This window comes from Luteimonas sp. 22616 (assembly GCF_052044325.1).
In the GTDB taxonomy this organism is placed as follows: Bacteria; Pseudomonadota; Gammaproteobacteria; order Xanthomonadales; family Xanthomonadaceae; genus Luteimonas.
Genome location: NZ_JBQEMW010000002.1, coordinates 770,131 through 793,145 on the forward strand (window position 1 = coordinate 770,131; position 23,015 = coordinate 793,145).

The window sequence follows — 23,015 nt, forward strand, 5'->3', positions numbered from 1 at the left end:
GCGAGCTCTTTGTCTCGGATCCGGCGTTATCTGGAAGAGCTCGCGGCTGAAGCCGCTCCTACAAGAGCGCGGGCTACTTCGCGTGCCAGTCGCCGTCGTCGCCCTTCTCGTACTTCTCCTTGACGGCGGCCCAGGCGACCTTGTGCGCGGTTTCCTCGCGCGAGGCATCGCCGCGCCGGTCGTCGGCGTCCTTGTACTGGTCCCACGCGCTATTGAAGGCTTCCTTGTAGATTTCCTGCGCGTGCTTCGGCACGTGGTCGCGCACCGATTCGGGCAGTTCGCTGATGCGGTCGTAGGGCATGGTGGCCTCCTGTTGCATCGTCTTCAGACGTTGCGTCGACGATGCGGCGGCCAGGGTTAAGTCGAGGGCAAACCTGCGTGATGGCGGCGGACAAGCCGCTTGGCTTGCCGCCGGCAATCGCGGCCATGGCCGCTCCCACAGGCCGATGGCCTAGTCGCGGATCACCAGGTCGGGGGTTTCGTTCAGCGTGCCGTCGGCTTCCAGCACCACGAAGCGCTTGCCGTCGCGGTGGAACAGCACCGGGATCGGATCGCGGAACATCGGCCTGCGCACGAAGCGCAGGGTCCAGCCGAACTGTTCCAGCGTCTCCAGCGCATTCAGTTGCGCGGGAGTCAGTCCCGCGCGCAGCGCGGCGGTGTCCAGGTCTTCGGATTGGCGTCGTTCGCGGCCGTACATATCGTGTCCTGTCGATGGTCGCTGCGCGCATTCTCGCGTGGGCGCCTTGCATGCCCCGTGAACCTGCGGCGCTTCACCATGATCTCACCGCTGCCGCCGTAGGGTCGGGAACCCGGTCGCAATCGGAGGTCGTCGTGGCCACGTTCCCGCAATGTCCTGCAGATATCGCCGGGCGGCCGCAGCCGCCACGCAAGGAGCGCTGAGATGGCACGCCCGATCTGGACCGGCACCCTGTCGTTCGGCCTGCTCAACGTCCCGGTGTCGTTGATGTCCGGCGAGCGCAAGGTCGACCTGCATTTCCGCATGCTCGATTCGCGCGACAGGAAGCCGATCCGCTACGAGCGCGTCAACGCCGAAACCGGCGAGGAAGTGCCGTGGAAGGACATCGTCAAGGCATTCGAATACGACAAGGGCAGCTACGTCGTGGTCGAGGAGGAGGACATCAAGTCGGCCGCGCCGGAGAGCCACGAGACCGTCGAGGTGGAGGCCTTCGTCGACGCCGGCGTGGTTCCGCCGCAGTTCTTCGAGAAGCCCTACGTGCTGGTGCCCGCGAAGAAGGCCGAGAAGGGTTACGTGCTGCTGCGCGAGACGCTGAAGGCGACCAGGCAGGTCGGCATCGCGCGCGTGGTGATCCGCACCCGCGAGTATCTCGCGGCGGTGATGCCCCAGGACGATGCACTGCTGTTGATGCTGCTGCGCTACCCGCAGGAACTGGTCGACCCGGCCGACTACAAGCTGCCGGAAGGCAAGCCTTCGACGTATCGCATCACCGCGAAGGAAATGGACATGGCCAAACAACTGATCGGCTCCATGTCGGGGAAGTGGGTGCCGGACGATTACCATGATGAATTCCGCGCGCGCCTGGAAGCGGTGATCAAGAAGAAGATGAAATCGAAGGGTGCGCTCGCCAAGGCCGAGGACAACGAGCCGGAGGCCGCAGAGGACACCGCCACCAACGTGGTCGACTTCATGTCGCTGCTGCAGAAGAGCATCGCCAGCAACAAGCGCACGCCGGCGAAGAAGGGGGCGGCGAAGAAGGCGGGCCGGAAGGTCGCGAAGAAGAAGGCGCCCGTGAAGAAGACTGCCAAGGCAGCCAAAAAATCCGCGAAGCGCAAGACGACGGGTTAGGGTGGTACGCCATGTTGGCCATGGGTGACCCGCCATGAGCCTGCGCGACTACACGCGAAAGCGTCGCTTCGATCGAACGCCGGAACCGGCTGCCGACGCCGGCCGCGCCCCGGGCCACCGCCCGATCTTCGTGGTGCAGCTGCACCACGCGCGTTCGCGCCATTACGACTTCCGCCTTGAAATCGACGGCGCGCTGAAAAGCTGGGCGGTGCCGAAGGGGCCGTCGTTGCGCGTGGGCGAGAAGCGGCTGGCGGTGGAGGTGGAGGACCATCCGCTCGACTACGCCACCTTCGAGGGCGACATCCCGGAAGGCAACTACGGCGCCGGCCACGTCGACGTGTTCGACCACGGCCATTGGGCCTGCGACGGCGATCCGCTCGAAGCGCTTGCGGCCGGCAAGCTCGATTTCACCCTCAGCGGCGACAAGCTGCAGGGCGGCTGGAAGCTGGTGCGCACGAACATGCGCGGCAAGCAGAAGCAGTGGCTGCTGATCAAGCGCGACGACGCGCATGCCGCCGACCGCGAGGCCGATGATCTCGTCGCAACGCCGGCCACGACAATGAAGCCGGGAAAACGCAGGGCGGCCGACGCGAAGAAGACCGCGGTCGCAAGGAAGACGGCGAAGACGAATTCGACCTGGCACAAGCGTGCGCTCGCACTCGATGGCGCGCGCGACGGCCACATGCCGGTTGGCTTCGCCCCCGAACTCACCGTGCTGCGTGCGGCGCCGCCCGCCGGCGACGACTGGCTGCACGAGATCAAGTGGGACGGCTACCGGCTGATGGTCGACCTGGTCGATGGCGTCGCGAAGCTGCGTTCGCGCGGCGGCCTGAAGTGGGACGACACGTTTCCGGAAGTGGCGAAGGCGGTGGCGGCGCTGCCGGTTGCCGACGCCTGCCTCGATGGCGAGCTGGTGGTGCTGGGCGAGGAGGGCCGCAGCGACTTCTCCGAACTGCAGCGCGTGATCGACGGGACGTCGAAAGCGCCGTTGCGCTACCTGGTGTTCGACCTGCCCGGACTCGCCGGTGTCGACCTGCGCAAGGCGCCGCTGCAGGCACGCAAGGCGTTGCTCAGGCAACTGCTGGGCCGCAAGGTCGGCGTGCTCGCCTTCAGCGACCACGTCACCGGCCACGGCGCGGAAGTGTTCGCGCAGACCGGGCAGCAGGGCATCGAGGGCGTGGTCAGCAAACGCGCCGACAGCGGCTACCGGGCCGGTCGCAGTGGCGACTGGGTCAAGGCCAAGCACGAAGACACCGACGAGTTCGTCGTCGTCGGCTATACCGAGCCCAAGGGCGCGCGCAGCGCCTTCGGATCGTTGCTGATGGCGACACACGAGGGTGGCAAGCTGCGTTACGTCGGCCGCGTCGGCACCGGATTCGATGCCGAAGCCCTGCGCACCATCCACAAGCGCCTGCAGGCAATCGAGCGCAAGACCGCGACGGTCGCACTGCCAGCCCACGTGCCGTTCCCGCAACGCAGCGTGCACTGGGTCGCGCCGAAACTGGTGGCAGAGGTCGCGTTCCGCGGCTGGGCCAAGGAAGGGCTGCTGCGCCAGGCCAGCTTTAAGCGCCTGCGCGCGGACAAGCGGCCGCGCGACGTCGGGCCGCAGGTCGCAGGATCGAACATCCAAGTCGAGGAACCGCCGATGAAGCGCAAGCCAGCGAAGGACAACACGCGGATCACCCACCCCGAACGCATCGTGTTCGAGGGCGCGGCGTATACCAAGGGCGACGTCGCCGACTATTACCGCAGCGTGGCCAAATGGCTGCTGCCGGAACTGATCGATCGCCCGCTGTCGCTGCTGCGCTGCCCCGGTGGCAGCCAGGGCGAATGTTTCTTCCAGAAGCACCATGCCGACAGCCTCGGTGACGACGTGCACGCCATCGCGCTGAAGCAGAAGAGCGGCAGCGAGCAATACCTGTACGTGGATTCGATCGAGGGCGTGATCGACCTGGTACAGATGAACACGCTGGAGTTCCATCCCTGGGGTGCACGCGTCGACGATCCAGAGCAGCCCGACCGGCTGGTGTTCGACCTCGACCCCGGCGAGGGCGTGCGCTGGCCGGCGGTGGTCGCCGCCGCGCGCGACATGCGCGGCAAGCTCAAACAGGCCGGCCTGCAGTCCTTCGTGCGCCTGTCCGGCGGCAAGGGCCTGCACGTCGTCGCTCCGATCGCGCGCGGGCCGTCGTGGGACGCCGTGCATGCATTCTGCGAGGCATTCTCCGGCGCGATGGCCGAGCACGCGCCGGAGCGCTACGTGGCCACGATGTCGAAGGCGAAGCGGCCGGGGAAGATCTTCATCGACTGGTTGCGCAACACGCGCGGCGCGACCAGCGTGGCGTCATGGTCGCTGCGCGCGCGCAAGGGCGCGCCGGTGGCGGTGCCGCTGCGCTGGGAAGACCTGGGCGGCATCCAGCGGCCCGACGCATTCGACCTGGCGAAGGCGAAGCAGCGCGCCGCGCGGCTGCGCAGGGATCCGTGGGCCGGGTTCGACGAGCTCGAGCAGGCGTTGCCGGCATTTACCGGCTAGGTCGAGCCAGGCGCCTGTGCAGGACAGCTTGAGCCGCGAGGGACTTCCCATCGTGTCGTGGCCAGCGAGGCTGCGATGACGGGTATCGCCCGAGGCCCGACCCACGCCATTCCTTGCGTCCTAGTTCCACTCGAACAGCTTGAAATACGTCTGCGGCGGGTTGTCGCCTTCCTTGTCGGGCAGGCCGTCGCCGTCGCGGTCGTAGAGGTAGTAGGCCGGGCCGCGCGAGGGTTCGACCTTGACCACCCGCAGCTGGCCGGCGACGCGGTATTCGGTGACGACGTCGCCGTTGGCTTCGGTGCGGATGGTCGGCACGGCGTCGGGCGGGATGTCCGCGGCCGGGTCGCCGGCGGGCAGCGCCGCGCAGGCGGACAGGGCCAGCAGGGTGGACAACAGGGCGATGCGCAGCGGGACAGGATGGATCGGGGCCATGGCGCGGCTCCTCGGGGGACCACGGGCAGTATGCACCGCGGCGCGGTCGCCACGCGGTGAGCGCGATCACCTCGGCGGGCTTCGCCGCGTGCCGCCGCGGCGCCTGATTGGGCAGCCGCGAGGCATGCCGACAGGCCACGCCGGTAGAATCGGCGCATGACACGACTGGTCCTGATCGACGGCTCTTCCTACCTGTACCGCGCCTTCCACGCGCTGCCGCCGCTGTCCAATGCCGCTGGTGAGCCGACCGGCGCGCTGTTCGGCGTGGTCAACATGCTGCGCGCGCACCTGAAGGAGCAACCCGAGTACATCGCCTTCGTGGTCGACGCGCCCGGCAAGACCTTCCGCGACGACATGTATCCCGACTACAAGGCCAACCGCGCGCCGATGCCCGACGATCTGCGGGCGCAGGTCGAACCGATGATGGAGATCGTGCAGGCGCTGGGCATCCCGATCCTGCGCGTACCGGGGGTGGAGGCCGACGATGTGATCGGCACGCTGGCGCTGCAGGGCGCAAGCGCCGGGATCGACGTCACCATTTCCACCGGCGACAAGGATTTCGCCCAGCTGGTGCGCAGCTCCGACGATGCCCGCTCCGATGCCGGCGGCAGCGTGGCGCTGGTCAACACCATGAGCGGCAGCCGCATGGATTCGGACGAATCGGTGATCGCCAAGTTCGGCGTGCGCGCCGACCAGATCGTCGACCTGCTGGCGCTGATGGGCGATGCGGTCGACAACGTCATCGGGGTGGAGAAGTGCGGCCCCAAGACCGCCGCCAAGTGGCTGGGCGAGCACGGCTCGCTCGATGGCGTGATCGCGGCCGCGCCCGGGATCAAGGGCAAGATCGGCGACAACCTGCGCGGCGCGCTCGAACGGCTGCCGCTGAACCGCGACCTGGTGACGATCAAGACCGATGTCGCGCTCGATGTGGGCCCGGAAGCGTTGAAGCTGCGCGAACGCGCCGCCGAAACGCTGCGCGCGATGTTCACCCGCTACGCCATGAACCAGGCGCTGCGCGAGCTCGACGGCAATGCGGCCGCCTTGCCCGCGCCGGCGGCAGGGGCGGGCAAGGCCGCGCGCGGGGCGTCGTTCATCACCGTGCCGCAGCCCGTGGCCGAGCTGGACCCGGCGCTGTCCGCGCCGGGCACGTACGAGACGGTGCTGGAACGGGCGCAGCTCGACGCCTGGATCGAGCGCCTGCACGCGGCCGACGAGTTCGCCTTCGACACCGAAACCGACTCGCTCGACGCGATGCGCGCCAACCTGGTCGGCATGAGTTTCTGCGTCGAACCGGGGACCGCCTGCTACATCCCGCTGGCGCACGACTATCCCGGCGTCCCGGCGCAGCTCGACCGTGCCGAGGTGCTGGCCGCGCTGGCGCCGCTGTTCGCCGATCCGTCGCGGAAGAAGCTCGGCCAGCACGGCAAGTACGACCTGCACGTGCTGCGGCGCCACGGCGTGGAAGTGGCCGGCTATGCCGACGACACCATGCTCGAGAGCTTCGTGCTCGAATCCGGCCGCACCCGCCACGACATGGACTCGCTGGCCGCGCGCTACCTCGGCTACGCCACGATGAAGTACGAAGACGTGGCCGGGAAGGGCAGCAAGAAGATCCTGTTTTCGCAGGTGGCGATCGACGATGCCACGCGCTATGCCGGCGAGGATGCCGACGTGACCCTGCGCCTGCACCGCGTGCTGGCGCCGAAACTGGCGGCCGAGCCGGGACTTGCGTCGGTGTACCGCGACATCGAGATGCCGCTGGTGCCGGTGCTGGCGCGGGTCGAGGCCAACGGCGTGATGATCGATGCCGACGAGTTGCGCCGGCAGAGCGCCGACCTGTCCAGGCGCATGCTGGCCGCGCAGCAGCGCGCCACGGAGCTGGCCGGGCGCAGCTTCAACCTCGATTCGCCCAAGCAGCTGCAGGCGCTCCTTTTTGACGAACTGAAGCTGCCCGCGGTGCTCAAGACGCCCAAGGGCCAGCCGTCGACGAACGAGGAAGCGCTGGAGGCGATCGCCGACCAGCACGAGCTGCCGCGGGTGATCCTCGACTACCGTGCGCTGGCCAAGCTGCGCAGCACCTACACCGACAAGCTGCCGGAGATGGTCAACCCGGACACCGGCCGCGTGCACACCAGCTACCACCAGGCGGGCGCGGCCACCGGGCGGCTGGCGTCCAGCGATCCCAACCTGCAGAACATCCCGATCCGCAGCGACGACGGCCGCCGCATCCGCAAGGCGTTCGTGGCGCCGCCCGGGCGCAAGCTGCTTGCCTGCGACTACTCGCAGATCGAGCTGCGGATCATGGCCCACCTGTCGGAAGATCCGGGCCTGCTGTCTGCGTTCGCCTCGGGCGCCGACATCCATCGCGCCACCGCCGCGGAGGTGTTCGGCAGGAAGCTCGACGAGGTGACCGGCAACGAACGCCGCGCGGCAAAGGCGATCAACTTCGGCCTGATGTACGGCATGAGCGCGTTCGGGCTCGCCCGCAACCTCGGCATCGGCCGCGGCGAGGCGCAGGACTACATCGCGCTGTACTTCTCGCGCTATCCGGGCGTGCGCGACTTCATGGAACGCACCCGCAACGAGGCGCGCGAGCGCGGCTACGTCGAAACCGTGTCAGGCCGCCGCCTGTACCTGGAGTACATCCAGAAGGGCACCCAGGGCCAGCGCGCCGGTGCCGAGCGCGCCGCGATCAACGCGCCGATGCAGGGCACCGCGGCCGACATCATCAAGCGCGCGATGGTCGCCATCGACGCCTGGCTAGCCCCGCACGCGGAGCGAGCGAAGATGATCCTGCAGGTGCACGACGAACTGGTATTCGAGGCCGACGAGGACTTCGTCGACACCCTGCTGGCCGAAGCCCCACGGCTGATGTCCGCAGCGGCGGAACTGCGTGTTCCACTGGTGGTCGACAGCGGGGTCGGGAACAACTGGGACGAGGCCCATTGAGGCCCGGAACCTGCGGGAAATCCGCTAAAAACGGGGGTTTTCTGAACGGAGTAAACGCCGGCTGAATCCAACAGAAACTTAACCGCGGGCTTCACGAACTATCCATGCGGCGGGTGGTCATATAGCCCGTGACGGATGCAACGTCCGTCACTGATCTCTCCCTCCCCTGGAGTGATCCCCGGGAACGAAGGCCACTCCCCAGGCCCCGTTCCCCGAGCCCCGCCGGCCCCCCTGCCTGCGGGGCTTTTTTATGCCCGTTTTCCGGGGCGGCTGTCCATCGATGCGAAGCGCCAGCGGGTTGACGAAGCCCTCTCCCGCCTGCGGGGCGACTTGATGGTCTTTCTCCAGCATCCGGAGAGGGTTCGATGCACGGCCCCGGGCGCCCGTCGACATGGGCGTCGGCGGCGGTGCGCTACGGTCGCCGCAGTTGCCGGGAGACGTCCATGTCCGACCTGTTCGATCTTTCGTTGCCGTGGTGGCAATTCGTGCTGCGCGCGGTGGTGGTCTATCTCGGCGTGATGGTGCTGGTCCGGGTGTCCGGCAAGCGTGCGGTGGGCCAGTTCACTCCGTTCGACCTGGTGCTGCTGATCCTGATCGGCAACGCGGTGCAGAACGGCATGAACGGCGGCGACAACTCGCTGACCGGTGCCCTGATCCTCGCGGTCTGCCTGATCGTGCTGAACTACGTGGTGGCGTGGGCGACCGCGCGGTATCCGCGGATGCGTCGCGTGGTCGAAGGCAATCCGGTGGAGCTGGCGCGCGATGGCCGGATCTTCCGCGACGTGCTCCGGCGCGAACTGGTGAGCAAGTCGGATTTCCGCGAGGCGATGCGCGAGGCAGGCTGCGACGAGGTCGAGCACATCAAGCTGGCGATGCTGGAAACCAACGGCCGCATCAGCATCCTCGTCAACGACGGCGGAGGCGGCGGCTCGAACTAGGAAATTCTTCTGGGCGGCGACAGCCGGATTCCTTCCCTGCCACCGGCGGACGACCCTTTCAGGCGGAAAGTTCGGCCAGCCAGTCGCGCGGGCGCAGGCAGTCCTGGAGTTGCGCTTCCGGGCTGTCGGCTTCCGGCGCATAGCCGTATTCCCAGCGCACCAGCGGCGGCAGGCTCATCAGGATCGATTCGCTGCGGCCGCCGGACTGGATGCCGAACAGGGTGCCGCGATCCCACAGCAGGTTGAACTCGACGTAGCGGCCGCGTCGGTAGAGCTGGAATGCGCGTTCGCGCTCGCCGTAGGGCGCATCGCGGCGGCGCTCGACGATCGGCAGGTAGGCATCGAGGAAGCCGTCGCCGACCGCGCGCAGGTAGGCGAAGTCGTTGTCGAAGTCGGTGTGCAGGTCGTCGAAGAACAGCCCGCCCACGCCGCGCGTCTCGTTGCGGTGCTTCAGGAAGAAGTATTCGTCGCACCAGCGCTTGTGCGCGGCGTAACGGTCATCGCCGAACGGCGCGCACAGGTCGCGCGCGGTGCGGTGCCAGTGCAGCACGTCATCAATGGCTGGATAGAACGGCGTCAGGTCGAAGCCGCCGCCGAACCACCAGGCCACTGTTTCGCCGTCGCGCACCGCGCGGAAGTGGCGCACGTTGGCGTGCGTGGTCGGCACGTGCGGGTTGCGCGGGTGGAACACCAGCGACACGCCGACCGCGCGCCACGAGGCGCCGGCAAGCTCCGGCCGCGCGGCGGTCGCCGAGGGCGGCAGCTTCGTGCCGGAAACGTCGGAAAAGCCGATCCCGGCCTGCTCGAACACCGCGCCCTCGCGCAGGATGCGGGTGCGGCCGCCGCCGCCTTCCTCTCGCGCCCAGTTGTCCTCGGCGAACCGGGCGCTGCCGTCGGCGGTTTCGATGGCGGTGCAGATGCGGTCCTGCAGGCCGGTGAGGTAGTCGCGGACGCGGTCGATGTCTTCCATGCGGCGCATTGTAGGCGGCGACCGCGCCACGCCGGTTGATCAGGATCAGCCGGCGACAGCGGCAGCGGACGGCCGTCGATTCGGGCGTGGCTCCCCCGGGCGCGCTGTCATGCCGGTCGCGAAGACGGTTGCCCTGTGGGAGCGGCCATGGCCGCGATCGCTGCCCGTGAATGGCGTCGCAGCCGTCGCCGCTCCCACGGGATGCGCCGGTGAGCCGGTGAACCCGATTACTTCAGGGTGTCCTCGAACAGTTCGTAGATCCGCCGGTACTCGTCGTACCACGCGTCGGGATGGGTGAAGCCGTGGCGCTCCATCGGATACGGCGCGATCTCCCACTTGTCCTTGCGCAGTTCGATCAGGCGCTGCGCCATCATCACCGAGTCCTTGAAGAACACGTTGTCGTCGATCATGCCGTGGGCGATCAGCAGGTGGTCCTGCAGGCCTTCGGCGTATTCGATCGGCGAGGACTTCGCGTAGGCCTCCGGGTCGATCTCGGGCGTGTTGAGGATGTTGGACGTGTACTCGTGGTTGTACTGCGACCAGTCCGACACCGGGCGCAGCGCGGCGCCGGCCTTGAACACGCCGGGCTGCTTGAACAGCGCCATGAACGCCATGAAACCGCCGTAGCTGCCGCCGTAGATGCCGGCGTGGTCGCGGTCGCCCTGCCTGTTGGCCACGATCCAGTCGAGGCCGTCGAGGTAGTCCTCCAGTTCCGGCGTGCCCATGTTGCGGTAGATCGCGGTGCGCCAGTCGCGGCCGTAGCCTTCGCTGGCGCGGTAGTCGAGGTCGAGCACGATGTAGCCCTGCTGCACCAGCAGGTTGTGGAACATCTGCTCGCGGAAGTAGTTCGGATAGCGCGCGCTGACGTTCTGCAGGTAGCCCGCGCCGTGCACGAACATCACGATCGGATACTCGCGGCCGGGTTCTAGCTGCTTCGGACCGTAGTACTTGCCCCAGATGGTGCCGGCGCCGTGCTTCGACGGGACCTGCACGTACTCGGGCTGGATCCAGTCGATCGCCTTGAATTCCGGCTTGCGGGTATCGGTGAGCTCGCGCACGCCGCTGCCGTCGGCGTTGGCCACGGCCAGCTGGATCGGCAGGTAGCTGGTCGAATGGGCCACCAGGAGGCGGTCGCCGCGCGGCGACAGGGTGAAGCCCTCGACGCCGTCGAGCGCGGTCACCTCGCGCACGTCGCCGCCGGCCGCCGGCACCGAGCAGACCTCATAGTCACCCGGCCAGCTGCGGTTGCAGAAGAAGTAGAACGTGCGCCCGTCTGGCGACAGCACCGGCGACGACGCTTCCCACTTGCCCGAGGTCAGCGCGCGCACCTTGCCGCCGTCGGCGAGATACAGCTGCGAGTAGCCGCTCTGCTCCGACAGCAGCCACAGCGTGCGGTTGTCGGGCATCCAGCCGAAGTCGTTGAAGTTCCAGTTGATCCAGGCGTCGTCGTGCAGGTGGTGGCGCGACTGCAGCGTTGCGTTGGCCAGGTCTACGCTGGCGATCCAGCGGTCCTTGTTGTCGACCGCGCGCACCAGCAGCGCGACGTTGCGGCCATCGCTGCTCCAGTGGATCGCGGGACCCATGCCGTCGCCGTCGGTCTCGATCCGCACGTCGCGGTTGCCCTTCAGCGGTTCCTTGCCCGCAGCCTTGCGCAGCGCGGCCAGCGGATCGTCGGCGATGCCGGGCAGGCGGTCGTACTTGAGTTCACGCACGCCGGCGTTGGCGATATCGACCAGCCAGACTTTCTGCGGCAGCGGTGCGTTGCGGCCGACGCGGGTGCGCACTTCCTCGAGCTCCTCGTAGCCCGATTCGGTCACGTAGTTCGGCAGTTTTCCGGCCTGGCCGCCGTCGGCGTCCTTGGCCTGGGTCACGGCGATCAGCCAGCGTCCGTCGGGCGAGAGCGCGCTGTCGACGATGTCGACGCCCTTGCCGAGATAGGCCGGCGCCGGCGCGCGGGTCGGGTCGGCGCGACGCCACTGCTGGTTCTGCTCGCGCACCGCGTCGCGGCGCGCGCGGTCGTCGCGCAGGGTGCGCAGCATGTCGAACTGGCGATCGCGCAGGTCGTCGGCTTCCGGCTTCTTGTCCGGGCTGTCCTCGGCCTTGAGCAGCGAGGCCTGTGCGGCGCCGCCGGCCGCGGTCCAGCGGAACCAGTCGTTGCCGGCGCGCCACACCAGCGCGCCGTCGCTGCCCCACTGCGGGCGCGATTCGCCGGCGTCGGTGCGGGTGAGCTGGGTCAGTGCACCGCTCGACAGGTCGCGCACGAAGATGTCGCCGTTGCGCACGAACGCCATGCGTGCGCGCTGCGGGTCGACCACCTGCTGCGCGCCGTCGATGCCGGCCAGTGCGGTGCCGTCGAGCCGCGCGGCCGCGCCACCATCGACAGCCTGCGAGAACGTGTCGCGGATGTTGCCGCCGTCGCGCTTGCGCGTGTAGTAGGCGTGCTTGCCATCCCACGACCACCACGCGCCCTCCACGCCGCTGCCGATCCAGTCGGGATCGGCCATCGCCTGCGCCAGCGTCAGCGGCTGTGTCGTTTGCGCGTGGGCATTGCCGGAGAACGCGGCGGTGAGCGGGAGCAGGGCAAGGCAGGCAAGCAGGTGGCGCATGGTGTGGAATTCCGCGGGAAAAATCCCGCGCAGCGTAGCAGGCGGGGACCGCTGTGCATGGGCCACGGGTCATGGATGCCCGGTTCTCGACTTTTGCGAACCCTGCCGTCGCGGCGCACAATACGCGCGGCGGCAATCCCCCCGCGCCGCGGAGTCGCGTCACGTGGATGACCTCCTGCTGTCGCCGCTTTTCCTTTCGCGCGTCCAGTTCGGATTCGTGATCTCGTTCCACATCCTGTTTCCCGCCTTCACCATCGGCCTGGCGCACTGGCTGGCCTTCCTCGAATGGCGCTGGCTGCGCACCCGCGAATCGCTGTGGCGCGACCTGTATTTCTTCTGGCTGAAGATCTTCGCGGTGTCGTTCGGCATGGGCGTGGTGTCGGGCATCGTGATGAGCTTCCAGTTCGGCACCAACTGGGCGGTGCTCAGCGAACGGGCCGGCAACATCCTCGGGCCGCTGCTTTCCTATGAAGTCCTCACTGCGTTCTTCCTCGAGGCCACGTTCCTCGGCGTGATGCTGTTCGGCTGGAAACGCGTCTCGCACAAGGTGCATTTCCTCGCCACCTGCATGGTCGCGCTGGGCACGCTGCTGTCGACGTTCTGGATCATCTCGGCCAACAGCTGGATGCAGACGCCGCAGGGCTACGCGATCGTCGACGGCATGTTCGAACCCACCAGCTGGTGGGCGGTGATCTTCAATCCGTCGTTCCCGTACCGGCTCGCGCACATGGTGCTGGCGGCGTTCATCACCACCTGCTTCGTGATCGGCGGGGTCAGCGCGTGGTACCTGGTGCGCGGCGACCACTTCGCGGCCGGCAGGCGCGGGCTGAAGCTGGCGGTGGCGTTCGCGGCGATCGCGGTGCCGCTGCAGATCTTCGTCGGCGACCTGCACGGGCTCAACGTCGGCAAGCACCAGCCGGTGAAGCTGGCGGCGATGGAAGCGCACTGGCACGAGGGCGCGCCCGGCGAAGGCGTGCCGCTAGTGCTGTTCGCACTGCCCGACCAGGACGGCGAGCGCAACCGCTATGAAGTCGCCGTGCCGCGGCTGGGCAGCGTGATCCTGACCCACAGCTGGGACGGCACGATCCAGCCGCTGACCGCGGTGCCCGCCGACGAGCGCCCGCCGGTCGCGCCGGTGTTCTGGGCGTTCCGGGTGATGGTGGGCCTGGGCGTGCTGATGCTGCTGCTGACGCTGGCGTCGCTGTGGGCGTGGTGGCGCGGCTGGATGTTCGACGAGTCCGGCCGCGCGCGCTGGCTGTGGCAGGGCTGGCGATTGCTCAGTCCGGCCGGCTTCGTGGCATTGCTGGCCGGCTGGTACGTGGTGGAGATCGGTCGCCAGCCGTACGTGGTCTACGGCCTGCTGCGCACCAGCGAGGCGGTCAGTCCGAACATCACCGCCGCGGCGGTGATGTCCTCGCTGATCACCTACGCCTGCGCGTACGCGATCATCTTCGGCGCCGGCATCTGGTACCTGCTGAAGATGATCCGCCGCGGCCCGCATCCGGACGAGACGCCGCCCGAGCACGCCGGCGGTGAACAGACCGCGGCGCGGCCGCTGTCGGTGGGCGACGATGAGTCCGATGATGCGGCGCCCGCATCTCAGGGAGGTGCGCCATGACCCTCGAACTCGTGCTGCCGGTGGTCTGGTTCGGGGTGATCGGCTTCGGCGTGCTGATGTACGTGCTGCTCGACGGCTTCGTGCTGGGCCTGGGCATCCTCGCCCCGTTCGCCGAGGACGAGGGCCAGCTCGACCACATGATGAATACTGCAGCGCCCATCTGGGACGGCAACGAGACCTGGCTGGTGCTCGGCGGCGCCGGACTGCTGGCGGCGTTCCCCAAGGCCTACGCGCTGGTGCTGTCGGCGCTGTACCTGCCGGTGCTGCTGATGCTGATCGCGCTGATCTTCCGCGGCGTGGCGTTCGAATTCCGCTTCAAGGCCACGCGCGCGAAGCGGTTCTGGGGCGCGGCGTTCGCGCTGGGTTCGATCTTCGCCGCGTTCGCGCAGGGCCTGATCCTCGGCGCGCTGGTCGAGGGCATGCCGCTGACCGACGGCAAGTACCTGGGCGGCGCGTTCGGCTGGTTCAGCCCGTTCTCGATGCTGACCGGGGTGGCGGTGGTGTTTGGCTACGCGCTGCTCGGCTCGTGCTGGCTGATCCTGAAGACCGAAGGCGGCACCCAGAAGACCGCGCGCACCCTGACCCGGCCGCTGGTGCTGGTGGTGGTGGCGTTCATGGGCCTGGTGAGCGCGTGGCTGCCGTTCCTGGACTCGCGGATCATGGCGCGCTGGTTCGAGAGCGGGAATTTCTGGTGGCTGGCGCCGGTGCCGCTGCTGGCGCTGGCCAATGCGTTCGCGCTGTGGCGCGCGGCGATGCGCGAAGGCCGCGACACCGCGCCGTTCGTGCTGACGCTGTGCTTCTTCGTGCTCGGCTTCGCCGGGCTGGTGCTGGGCATCTGGCCCAACATCGTGCCGCCGTCGCTGTCGATCTGGGAGGCCGCCTCGCCGCCGTCGTCGCAGGGCTTCCTGCTGGTCGGCATCGTGATCCTGCTGCCGGCGATCCTGGGCTACACGTACTGGTCGTACTCGGTGTTCCGCGGCAAGGTGGCGGCGGATTCGGGCTATCACTGAACAGGCGTGAATCGGGAGTGGGGATTCGACATCTGGGATTCGGGGAATCCCGGGCTGCGGTGCCTTATGCTTCACCGGGAATGCGGAAACCGTGCTTTTGCCGTTCCGAATCCCCGATCCCCACTCCGGAATCCCCGCTCCACCGATGCATGCCTACGTCTACAAGAGCCTGCGCAAGGCCGACACCTACGTCTATCTGGCCGCGCGAGATGATTTCGAACGCCTCCCCGGGGAGCTGCGCGCACAGCTGGGCGCGCTGGAGTTCGTGCTCGACGTGGCGTTGACGCCCGAACGCAGGCTGGCGCGCGAGGACGCGGCGACTGTGCGCGAAAACCTGGTCGTGCGCGGCTTCCACCTGCAGCTGCCGCCCAAACTCGACGTCGACCCGATGTCGCAGGACTGGGGCACCGATGCCTGAGTCCTTGCTGCAGCGGCGGCGGTGGGTCATCACGGCGGCCATCGGCCTCGCGCTGGCGGCCCTCGGCGGGTTTGGCGGCGTGCTCGCGGCGCTGGCGGGCTGGCTGGCGCAGCCGGCGCTCGCGCTCGCGCTGCGCTGGCGGCGCGGCGCACAGGCGCCCGACCGCGCCGCGATGCAAAGCGACACCCTGGCGCTGGCCGGATTGTGGGGCGGTGGGCTGGTGATCGCGGTGTTGCTGGTCGCCTGGCCGCTCTCGGCGTTGCTCGAAAGCGGCGGACTGGGCGCGGCGCTGGCGCTGAGCACGGTGGCCGGGATCTGCGTGATCGGGCTGTGGCGGACCTGGCCGCTGTGGCGGGCGGTCGAACGCGAGGGCGGCGCGCTGCCCGGGCACTGGCACGCGCTGGGCGATGCCGACACCAGCGGCTGGCGCGGCGTGGCCGCGGCCGCGTGCGTGGCCGCGCTGCTGGCGATGGTGCTGCTGCAGGCGTGGCCGGGCGTGCTGTCGCCGGCCATGCATTGGGTGCTGGCCGCGGTATCGGTGGTGTCGTGGCCGTTGCTGCACGCGGCCCTGCAGCGCATGCCGGCGCCGGACCAGCTGCCGATGGCGATGCCGATCGTCGAGATGGCCGGCATGGATGCGACGCAGCCGGTCGAGTTCGAAGGCGACCTGCAGGCGATGCTCTACGACGCCGCGCGCCGCGGCCGTGTCGACCGCGCGCTGGAACTGCTCGACGCCGGCGCCGAACCCCATGCGCTACCGGCCGCGGACGAACGCGACCAGCGCAGCCTGCCGGTGCTGTCAGCGGTGCTGCCGGACCTGCGCCTGCTGCGTGCGCTGATCGCGTGCGGCGTGGACGTCAACGCCGCGCACCACGGCATGACCCCGCTGCTCGCGGCCACTCGCGACAGCTGGCATGGCCGCCCGGAAGCGGTGATGACGCTGCTGGCCAACGGCGCCGATCCGCGCGCCGCCGATGCCGAGGGCAACACGCCGCTGCACCACGCCGCGCGCAGTTCCGACCCTGGCGTGGCCGCGCTGCTGCGCGACGCGGCGGCGGAGATGGCCGCGCTCAACCACGAGGGCCTGACTCCGCTGGGCGTGGCCTGCGCCGCCGGCAACTGGCGGCTGGCGCGCTTCCTGCTCGAACGCGGCGCCTATCCCGAACCCGCCGACGCCACGCCCGCGCTGCTGGCCGCGGCCGGCGGCGACGAGGACGATCCGGCCGGTGTCGCCCTGCTGCTCAAGCACAAGGCCAAGGCCGACGCGCGCGATCGCGACGGTCGCAGCGCGCTGCACCAGGCCGCGTTCGCCGGCCATGCCGAGATCGTCGCGGTGCTGGTCGATGCCGGCGCGGACGTGAATGCCTGCGACGCCGCCGGCCGCACGCCTGTGCTGGAGGCCGCGCGCGGCGGCCATCTGGCCACGCTCGAAGCGCTGGTCGGCGCGCGCGCCGATGCCGGCGCGGTCGACGGCGAAGGCCGCGATGCGCTGCTGCTGGCCAGTCGCGCCGAACTGGTGTCGTCGGCGCTGGTGCGGCGGCTGCTCGAACTCGGCGCCGATCCCGGCCGCAGCGACGCCGACGGCAAGCGCGCGATCGACCACGCCGCCGCCGCCGGCCGCTGGTCGCTGGTCGCGGTGCTCGACCCGGATTACCCGCTGCCGTCGACGGTGGCCGCGGATGCGGGCGACACGCCGCCGCCGGACCGCGCGCCGCTCGCGCTGCTGCGAGACGCGCTGCGCGAAGAGCGCTTCGAAGGCCATGAGCGACTGTTGTCGCTGCTGTCGCCGCGGGAACTGGGCAGCCTCCTGCTCGACGACGAAGCGCCGCTTTCGCTGCCGCGGATCGAGTGGCTGCTGGACCACGACGCCGATCCCGAGGTGCGCGCAGGCGATGGCGACACGCCGGTGTTCACGCTGCTCGCCCGCGGCCACGAAGCGTTGCCGGCATTGCAGCTGTTGCTGCGGCGCGGCGCCTCCCCGGCCGGTGCGGGCGGGCTGGCGCGATTCCTCGAGGCCTGCGCCGGGGGCGACCAGGCCGGGCGCGCGCTGGAGCAGTGCGCGCTGGACCTGCTCGAACACGGCGCCGATCCGTTCGCGGCCTCGCCGGAAGGCGATCCGCCGCTGGCCCTGGCGGTGCGGCTGGGCTGGATGCGATTGCTGGAACGGCTGGTCGATTGCGGCGTCGACCTCGACGCGCGCGACCCCCACGGCATGACCGCGTTGCACCTGTGCGCGGCGCTGTCGCGCGAGGCGGCGCTGAAACTGCTGGTCAGCCGCGGCGCCTCGCCCGCGGTGCGCGCAGCCGACGGCCAGACGCCGCTGGGCGTGGCGCTGTCGGGCGGCCGCCGCGACCTGGCCGACTGGCTCGACTGGCGCGGCTGGCCGTTGCCCGGGCGCGCACTGCGCGACACCGACCTGCCGGCCGCGGCCATCGTCGGCGACACCGACGCGGTGCGGCGCCTGCTCGGCCTCGGGCTGCCGGTGGACGCGGTCGACGTGCAGGGCTGCACCGCGCTGCTGCGCGCGGCCGGCGGCGGCCATCGCGAGACGGTCGAATGGCTGCTCGAACACGGCGCCGACCCGCAGTGCGCCGCGCACACCGGCGCCACGCCGCTGTCGGCGGCGGTGAGCATGCACCAGGGCGAGATCGTCGAACGCCTGCTGGCGGCCGGCGCCACCCTCGAACAGCGCCTTCCCGGCGATGTCACCGTGCTGATGCTGGCCGCCGCGCTCGGCCTGCCAGACCTGTGCGCGCGCCTGCTCACCGCCGGCGCCAACGTGCAGGCCGCCGACGCGCAGGGCCTGACGCCGCTGCATTGCGCCGCGCTCTACGGCTTCACCAGCCGCGACCGCGCGCGCCTGCTTGCGCTGTTCGACACCCTGCTGCTGGCCGGCGCCGATGCCGACACCCCGGCGGCCAGCGGCGTGACCCCGCTGCTGCTGCTGCTCGGCGCGCGCGCCGAACCGGGCACGGCCTGCGACGAGGACGTGGTGATGGCCGGGCTCGACCACCTGCTCGACGAAGAAGTCGGCCTCGACGCCCAGGACCCGCGCGGCTTCGGCCCGCTGCACCTGACCGCACTCCACGGCCAGCTGCGCATGACCCAGCGCCTGCTGCGCGCCGGCTGCGACCCGGACCTGCGCGATGCGCTCAACCGCACCCCGCGCGAAATCGCGGTGATGCGCGGCTTTGTCGACGTCGCCGCCGAGTTCGCGCCGCTGCAGTCGGGCGTGTCGATGGCGCGCTTCCTGCGCGACCGCGGCTAGGCCGCCCCGCGAGCCCCGGCTCCTGTAGGAGCGGCTTCAGCCGCGAGCTTTCGATTCCGCCCTCCGCATGCGCGGGCAGGAGGGCGCTGGACGGGAGTAGCAGCTCGCGGCTGAAGCCGCTCCTACAAATACAGGCCGTCCGGATACGTGCCGTTGGCGCGTCAACCGCGCGTCGGCGGCTCCGGCAGCGGCACCTGCGCCGGATCGTCGGAGCCGGTGGAGTCGGCCGCGAACAGCTGCATCAGCTCCACCCGCGACTCGCGTGAGGTCTGCCGCAGCGCCACGTCGTCGTCGTATACCAGGTGCTGGGCGCTGAGCAGCTTGTTGTCATGCTCGCGGAAGCGGCGGGCATGGTCGGCGGCCATCTCCGGCGACATGCCCAGTGCCACCAGCACCTCTTCGCCCATCGTCAGGCTGGAGCCGAACAGTTCGCGGAATACCGTCGCGCCCATGTCCATCAGCCGCCAGGCGTGCTGGCGGTCGCGCGCGCGCGCGAACACCTTCGCATCCGGGTACATGCGCCGCACCAGCCGCACCGCCTTGGTGTTGGTGTCGGGGTTGTCCATCGCCATCACGAACACCTTGATCCGCTCGCCGCCGGCGGCGCGCAGCAGGTCGGGGCGGGTGGGGTCGCCGTAGTACAGCTCGTTGCCGAGCCGGCGCAGGCCCTCGACGGTATCGAGGTTGCTTTCCAGGGCGACGAAGGGAATCCGCTGCGCCACCAGCAGGCGCGCGACGATCTGGCCGAAGCGGCCCATGCCGGCGACCAGCACCTTGGGGCGGTGATCCTCGATGTCGTCGAAGTCGGGGCCACCGCCGCTGCCACCGGGCGCGACCGGGATCCGCCGCAGCAGGCGGCTGATGCCGATCAGCAGCAGCGGCGTGAGCGCCATCGAGATGCCGACCATCGCCACCAGGCGGTCATGCACCACGGAGTCGATCAGGCGCACGCGCGTGGCTTCGTTGAACACCACGAAGGCGAACTCGCCGCCCAGCCACAGCACCCCGCCCAGCGCCAGCGCCTCGCGCGGCGGCAGCCGCCCCGGCCACAGCCGGCCGACCACAAACAGGATCGAGAACTTCACCAGCAGCAGCGCCAGCACGCCGCCGGCGATCAGCAGCGGTTCGGCGACCACGCGGTCGAGGTCGATGCCCATGCCCACGGCGATGAAGAACAGGCCCAGCAGCAGGCCCTCGAACGGCTGGATCTGCGATTCGAGCTCGTGGCGGAATTCCGAATCGGCCAGCAGCACGCCGGCGATGAACGCGCCCAGGCCCGCACTCAGGCCCGCTTCCTGCATGAACCACGCCGACCCCAGCACCGCGAACAATGCGGTGGCGGTGAACACCTCGGGCATCTTGGTGCGCGCGACCACCCGGAACACGTAGCGCAGCAGGTAGCGGCCGCCGATCACCACCAGCGCCACCGCGCCGACGGCCTGCATCGCGATCGCCCAGGTCAGGGTCTGCTCCTTGGCGCCGCCGAGCAGCGGGATCGCGGCCAGCAGCGGGATCGCCACCAGGTCCTGGAACAGCAGGATGGCGAACGCGAGGCGGCCGTAGTCGGTGTTGAGTTCCTTGCGTTCGCCCAGCAGCTGCAGGCCGACCGCGGTGGACGACAGCGCCAGGCCCAGTCCGATGACCAGCGCGGCCTTCCATGACAGGTGCGCGGCCATCGCGATCGCACCCAGCGCCAGCGCGCTGAGCAGCACCTGCAGCCCGCCGGAGACGAAGACCGGCCGGCGCATCACCCGCAGCCGCGCCGGCGAGAGTTCCAGCCCGATCACGAACAGCAGCATCACCACGCCGATTTCGGCGGCGTTGAGGATCCGGTCGGTGTCGCGGACCAGGCCGAACCCGTCCGGGCCCAGCACCACGCCAGCCGCCAGGTACGCCAGCACCGCGCCGAGGCCGAGCTTCTTGAACACCGGCACCGCGATGACCGCGGCCAGCAGAAACACCAGCGCCAGTTCGAGACCACTTCCGTGCATGCGCACCTCCCCGGCGATTATGCCCGCTCACGTTGCCGCGACGCGTGAGATGGCGCCATGTGGATCTCCCCGGTTGGCGAAGAGACATGGATCTCAAGAGCGGCTATCCATGGTGGGCGATCCGCAACGGGCTGTTGCGCGCGTTCCCGCCGCTGCAGCGTGATTTGCGCTGCGACGTCGCGGTCCTTGGCGGCGGCATCACCGGCGCGCTGGTCGCCGACGAACTGGCGCGGCACGGCCACGACGTGGCGGTGCTCGAACAGCGCGACATCGCCTGGGGCAGCACCGCGGCGAGCACGGCGCTGCTGCAGTACGAGATCGACGCGCCGATGGTCGAGCTGGCCAAACGCCATGGCGAGGCGGCGGCGGTGCTGGCCTATCGTGCGTGCGCCGAGGCGATCCCGATGCTCGGGCAACTGGCGGGACAGCTGCGCGGGACCGGGTTCGCGCGCATGCAGAGCCTGTACTTCGCCAGCCGGCGGCGCGATGTCCACGACCTGGAGGAGGAGTTCGCGCTGCGCCTGCGCCACGGGCTGGACGTCGCATGGCTGCCGGCCGACGCGGTGCAGGCGCGCTACGGATTCAAAGCGCCCGCGGCCATCCTCAGCCGCCTGGCGGCCACGGTCGATCCCTACCGGATGGCCTATGGCCTGTTCGCGCGATTGGCGAAGCAGGGCGTGGGCGTGTTCGACCGCACCCGCGCCGAAGCCATCGAAGTCGCGCCGCGCGGCGTGCAGCTGCGGACCACTGAAGGCCACGTCGTGCGCGCGAAGCACCTGGTGCTCGCGGCTGGCTATGCCAACCAGCAATGGCTGCGCAAGCGGGTCGCGCGCAACCGCAGCAGCTACGCGTTCGTGACCGACCCGATCGACGCCGCCACGCTCGGGCCGCTGCGCGACATCATGCTTTGGGAGACCGCGCGTCCCTATCTCTATCTGCGAACCACCGATGACGGCCGCCTGCTGGTCGGCGGCGAGGACGACGCGATCGACATCCCGGCGCGCCGCGACGCAATGGTGGACCGCAAGGCGCGGATGCTGATGAAGAAGGTGCGGAAGCGATTCCCGGAGTTGCCGTTGCAGCCGACATTCGCCTGGGCCGGAACCTTTGCCGAGACCGCGGACGGACTGCCGTTCTTCGGCCCGCATCCGCAGCACGGCCCGCGAGTGCAGTTCGCGATGGCCTACGGCGGCAACGGCATCACCTACAGCATGCTTGGAGCCGGCCTGCTGCGGGCGCTGATCGAGCGCCGCCGGCATCCGCTGGCGGAGTTGTTCTCGTTCGAGCGGCTTGGATGAAGGGTCCGGGGCTGCTGTCGGCCGTTGGTGAAATGCCAAAGGGAAGGGATTGCGTCCAGAACCCCTGATTGCCGTGGCCAGCAAGGCAGGAGTCCCCGTGCGGGGCCATGTGCCGCATGCGCCTGCTAGAGTGCGCCGGACCGAAGGGGAGACGGGAATGAAGGCATTGTTCGCATGGTGGTTCGCGGCACTGCTCGCGATACCGGCGCTGGCGCTGGCCCAGGGGCCCGGCGCGGTGCGCAAGCAGATCGAGTCGAGCATGGTCGTGACCGGCACGATCGATGTCGCTCCGGATGGAAGCGTGTCCGGTTACAGCGTCGATCGCGCGGACGAGATTCCCGCCGGCGTGCGCGAACTGCTCGCCAGGTTTGCTCCGGGCTGGAAGTTCGAGCCGGTGCAGGCAGATGAAAGGCAGGCCACGGTGCGCGCACGGATGAGCGTTCGCGTCGTGGCCAAGCGGATGGGCAAGGACAGTTTCCAGGTGTCGATCCGCGGCGCCAGGTTCGACCAGGAGCAAGAGCCTGGTGAAAGCGTCAGCGCGGTGAGCATGCCGCCACCGCACTATCCGATGAGCGCGGTGCAGGCCGGCGCCTCCGGCACGGTCATTGCATTGGCGCGAATCGGTCGCGACGGACGAGTGCTGGATGTGGTTGCCGAGCAGGTGAACCTCACCTTCATTGCAAGCGAGAACGCCATGACACGCTGGCGCGACGTGTTTGCCAGGTCCGCTATCGCGGCGGCGAAGAACTGGACATTCAGGCCCCCGGTGGCCGGTGCCGGGGCCGATGACGATGGCTGGCAGGTCCGCGTGCCCATCTCCTACACGCTCGAACGCGCACCAGGCCCCGGCAAAGACGACTACGGCCGCTGGGAGACATACGTGCCCGGCCCGTACCGCCCGGCCCCGTGGGCCGGTACACGATTGGCCGGCAGTCCCGACGCGCTCCCCGGGTCCGGCGTGTTCCAGGTGGATCACGAGTTGCGTCTGCTTACGCCGATAGGCGGCGATTGAGCGCTGCCTCGGGACCGGCACGCGGTGCTGGCAGGGACACCGCCGGGCGGCACTCGAGGTCGCTTGCTAGAGTGTGGGCCGGCAGCATCGAACCTGCCAATACCGCTGGACAGTGGGGGCGCTGCCAGGAAGGACGACATCATTGCGCCG

The 23,015-nt window shown here is 69.5% G+C and carries 16 protein-coding genes; 10 read left to right on the forward strand and 6 right to left on the reverse strand.

Annotated elements, in window-relative coordinates; translation table 11 throughout:
- Positions 1–73: 73 nt before the first annotated feature.
- Positions 74–301 (reverse strand): putative cation transport regulator ChaB, encoded by a 228-nt coding sequence (gene chaB / locus ACTJIL_RS15830; RefSeq protein ID WP_440756564.1) that lies wholly within the window; start codon positions 299–301, stop codon positions 74–76.
- A 150-nt stretch (positions 302–451) separates the two neighbouring features.
- Entirely contained in the window at positions 452–697 is a 246-nt protein-coding gene (locus tag ACTJIL_RS15835) for a hypothetical protein (RefSeq protein ID WP_440756565.1), read from the reverse strand.
- A gap of 204 nt (positions 698–901) precedes the next feature.
- Here ACTJIL_RS15835 and ku point away from each other — a divergent pair, with 204 nt between their 5' ends.
- Together ku and ligD are read left to right on the forward strand one after the other, a co-directional pair.
- A complete protein-coding gene (ku, locus tag ACTJIL_RS15840) occupies positions 902–1,825 on the forward strand; it encodes a non-homologous end joining protein Ku (protein WP_440756566.1) in 924 nt (307 codons plus the stop codon).
- 34 nt (positions 1,826–1,859) lie between these two features.
- Positions 1,860–4,355 (forward strand): DNA ligase D, encoded by a 2,496-nt coding sequence (ligD, locus tag ACTJIL_RS15845; RefSeq protein WP_440756567.1) that lies wholly within the window; start codon positions 1,860–1,862, stop codon positions 4,353–4,355.
- A 120-nt stretch (positions 4,356–4,475) separates the two neighbouring features.
- Here the strand turns inward: ligD and ACTJIL_RS15850 are convergent, their stop codons facing one another.
- The gene (locus ACTJIL_RS15850; RefSeq protein WP_440756568.1) at positions 4,476–4,787 is read right to left on the reverse strand and encodes a DUF2782 domain-containing protein; all 312 of its coding nucleotides are present in this window, start codon (positions 4,785–4,787) and stop codon (positions 4,476–4,478) included.
- 156 nt (positions 4,788–4,943) lie between these two features.
- Between ACTJIL_RS15850 and polA the strand changes: the two genes are divergently transcribed.
- Complete coding sequence (gene polA / locus ACTJIL_RS15855) at positions 4,944–7,736, forward strand: DNA polymerase I (RefSeq protein WP_440756569.1); 2,793 nt, start codon at positions 4,944–4,946, stop codon at positions 7,734–7,736.
- Between the two features lie 443 nt (positions 7,737–8,179).
- Positions 8,180–8,674 (forward strand): DUF421 domain-containing protein, encoded by a 495-nt coding sequence (locus ACTJIL_RS15860; protein WP_440756570.1) that lies wholly within the window; start codon positions 8,180–8,182, stop codon positions 8,672–8,674.
- 58 nt (positions 8,675–8,732) lie between these two features.
- Here ACTJIL_RS15860 and hemF read toward each other — a convergent pair whose 3' ends face one another.
- Together hemF and ACTJIL_RS15870 are read right to left on the reverse strand one after the other, a co-directional pair.
- Positions 8,733–9,644 carry an oxygen-dependent coproporphyrinogen oxidase gene (hemF, locus tag ACTJIL_RS15865; RefSeq protein WP_440756571.1) on the reverse strand — a complete coding sequence of 304 codons (912 nt, stop codon included), beginning with the start codon at positions 9,642–9,644 and terminating at the stop codon, positions 8,733–8,735.
- 227 nt (positions 9,645–9,871) lie between these two features.
- Entirely contained in the window at positions 9,872–12,223 is a 2,352-nt protein-coding gene (locus ACTJIL_RS15870; protein ID WP_440756650.1) for a prolyl oligopeptidase family serine peptidase, read from the reverse strand.
- 205 nt (positions 12,224–12,428) lie between these two features.
- Here ACTJIL_RS15870 and ACTJIL_RS15875 point away from each other — a divergent pair, with 205 nt between their 5' ends.
- The 4 genes from ACTJIL_RS15875 to ACTJIL_RS15890 all read left to right on the forward strand — a co-directional run bounded on the left by ACTJIL_RS15875 (position 12,429) and on the right by ACTJIL_RS15890 (position 18,564).
- A complete protein-coding gene (locus ACTJIL_RS15875) occupies positions 12,429–13,868 on the forward strand; it encodes a cytochrome ubiquinol oxidase subunit I (protein WP_440756651.1) in 1,440 nt (479 codons plus the stop codon).
- A complete protein-coding gene (cydB, locus tag ACTJIL_RS15880; RefSeq protein ID WP_440756572.1) occupies positions 13,865–14,878 on the forward strand; it encodes a cytochrome d ubiquinol oxidase subunit II in 1,014 nt (337 codons plus the stop codon). Before ACTJIL_RS15875 ends, cydB begins: the two co-directional genes overlap by 4 nt.
- Positions 14,879–15,023: 145 nt before the next feature.
- A complete protein-coding gene (locus ACTJIL_RS15885) occupies positions 15,024–15,296 on the forward strand; it encodes a YcgL domain-containing protein (protein ID WP_440756573.1) in 273 nt (90 codons plus the stop codon).
- A complete protein-coding gene (locus ACTJIL_RS15890; RefSeq protein ID WP_440756574.1) occupies positions 15,289–18,564 on the forward strand; it encodes an ankyrin repeat domain-containing protein in 3,276 nt (1,091 codons plus the stop codon). Before ACTJIL_RS15885 ends, ACTJIL_RS15890 begins: the two co-directional genes overlap by 8 nt.
- A 161-nt stretch (positions 18,565–18,725) precedes the next feature.
- Here ACTJIL_RS15890 and ACTJIL_RS15895 read toward each other — a convergent pair whose 3' ends face one another.
- Positions 18,726–20,555, reverse strand: coding sequence for a monovalent cation:proton antiporter-2 (CPA2) family protein (locus ACTJIL_RS15895; protein ID WP_440756575.1), 1,830 nt, complete (start codon positions 20,553–20,555; stop codon positions 18,726–18,728).
- 86 nt (positions 20,556–20,641) lie between these two features.
- Here ACTJIL_RS15895 and ACTJIL_RS15900 point away from each other — a divergent pair, with 86 nt between their 5' ends.
- Positions 20,642–21,853 carry an NAD(P)/FAD-dependent oxidoreductase gene (locus ACTJIL_RS15900; protein ID WP_440756576.1) on the forward strand — a complete coding sequence of 404 codons (1,212 nt, stop codon included), beginning with the start codon at positions 20,642–20,644 and terminating at the stop codon, positions 21,851–21,853.
- A gap of 157 nt (positions 21,854–22,010) precedes the next feature.
- Entirely contained in the window at positions 22,011–22,865 is an 855-nt protein-coding gene (locus ACTJIL_RS15905; RefSeq protein ID WP_440756577.1) for an energy transducer TonB, read from the forward strand.
- Positions 22,866–23,015 lie beyond the last annotated feature (150 nt).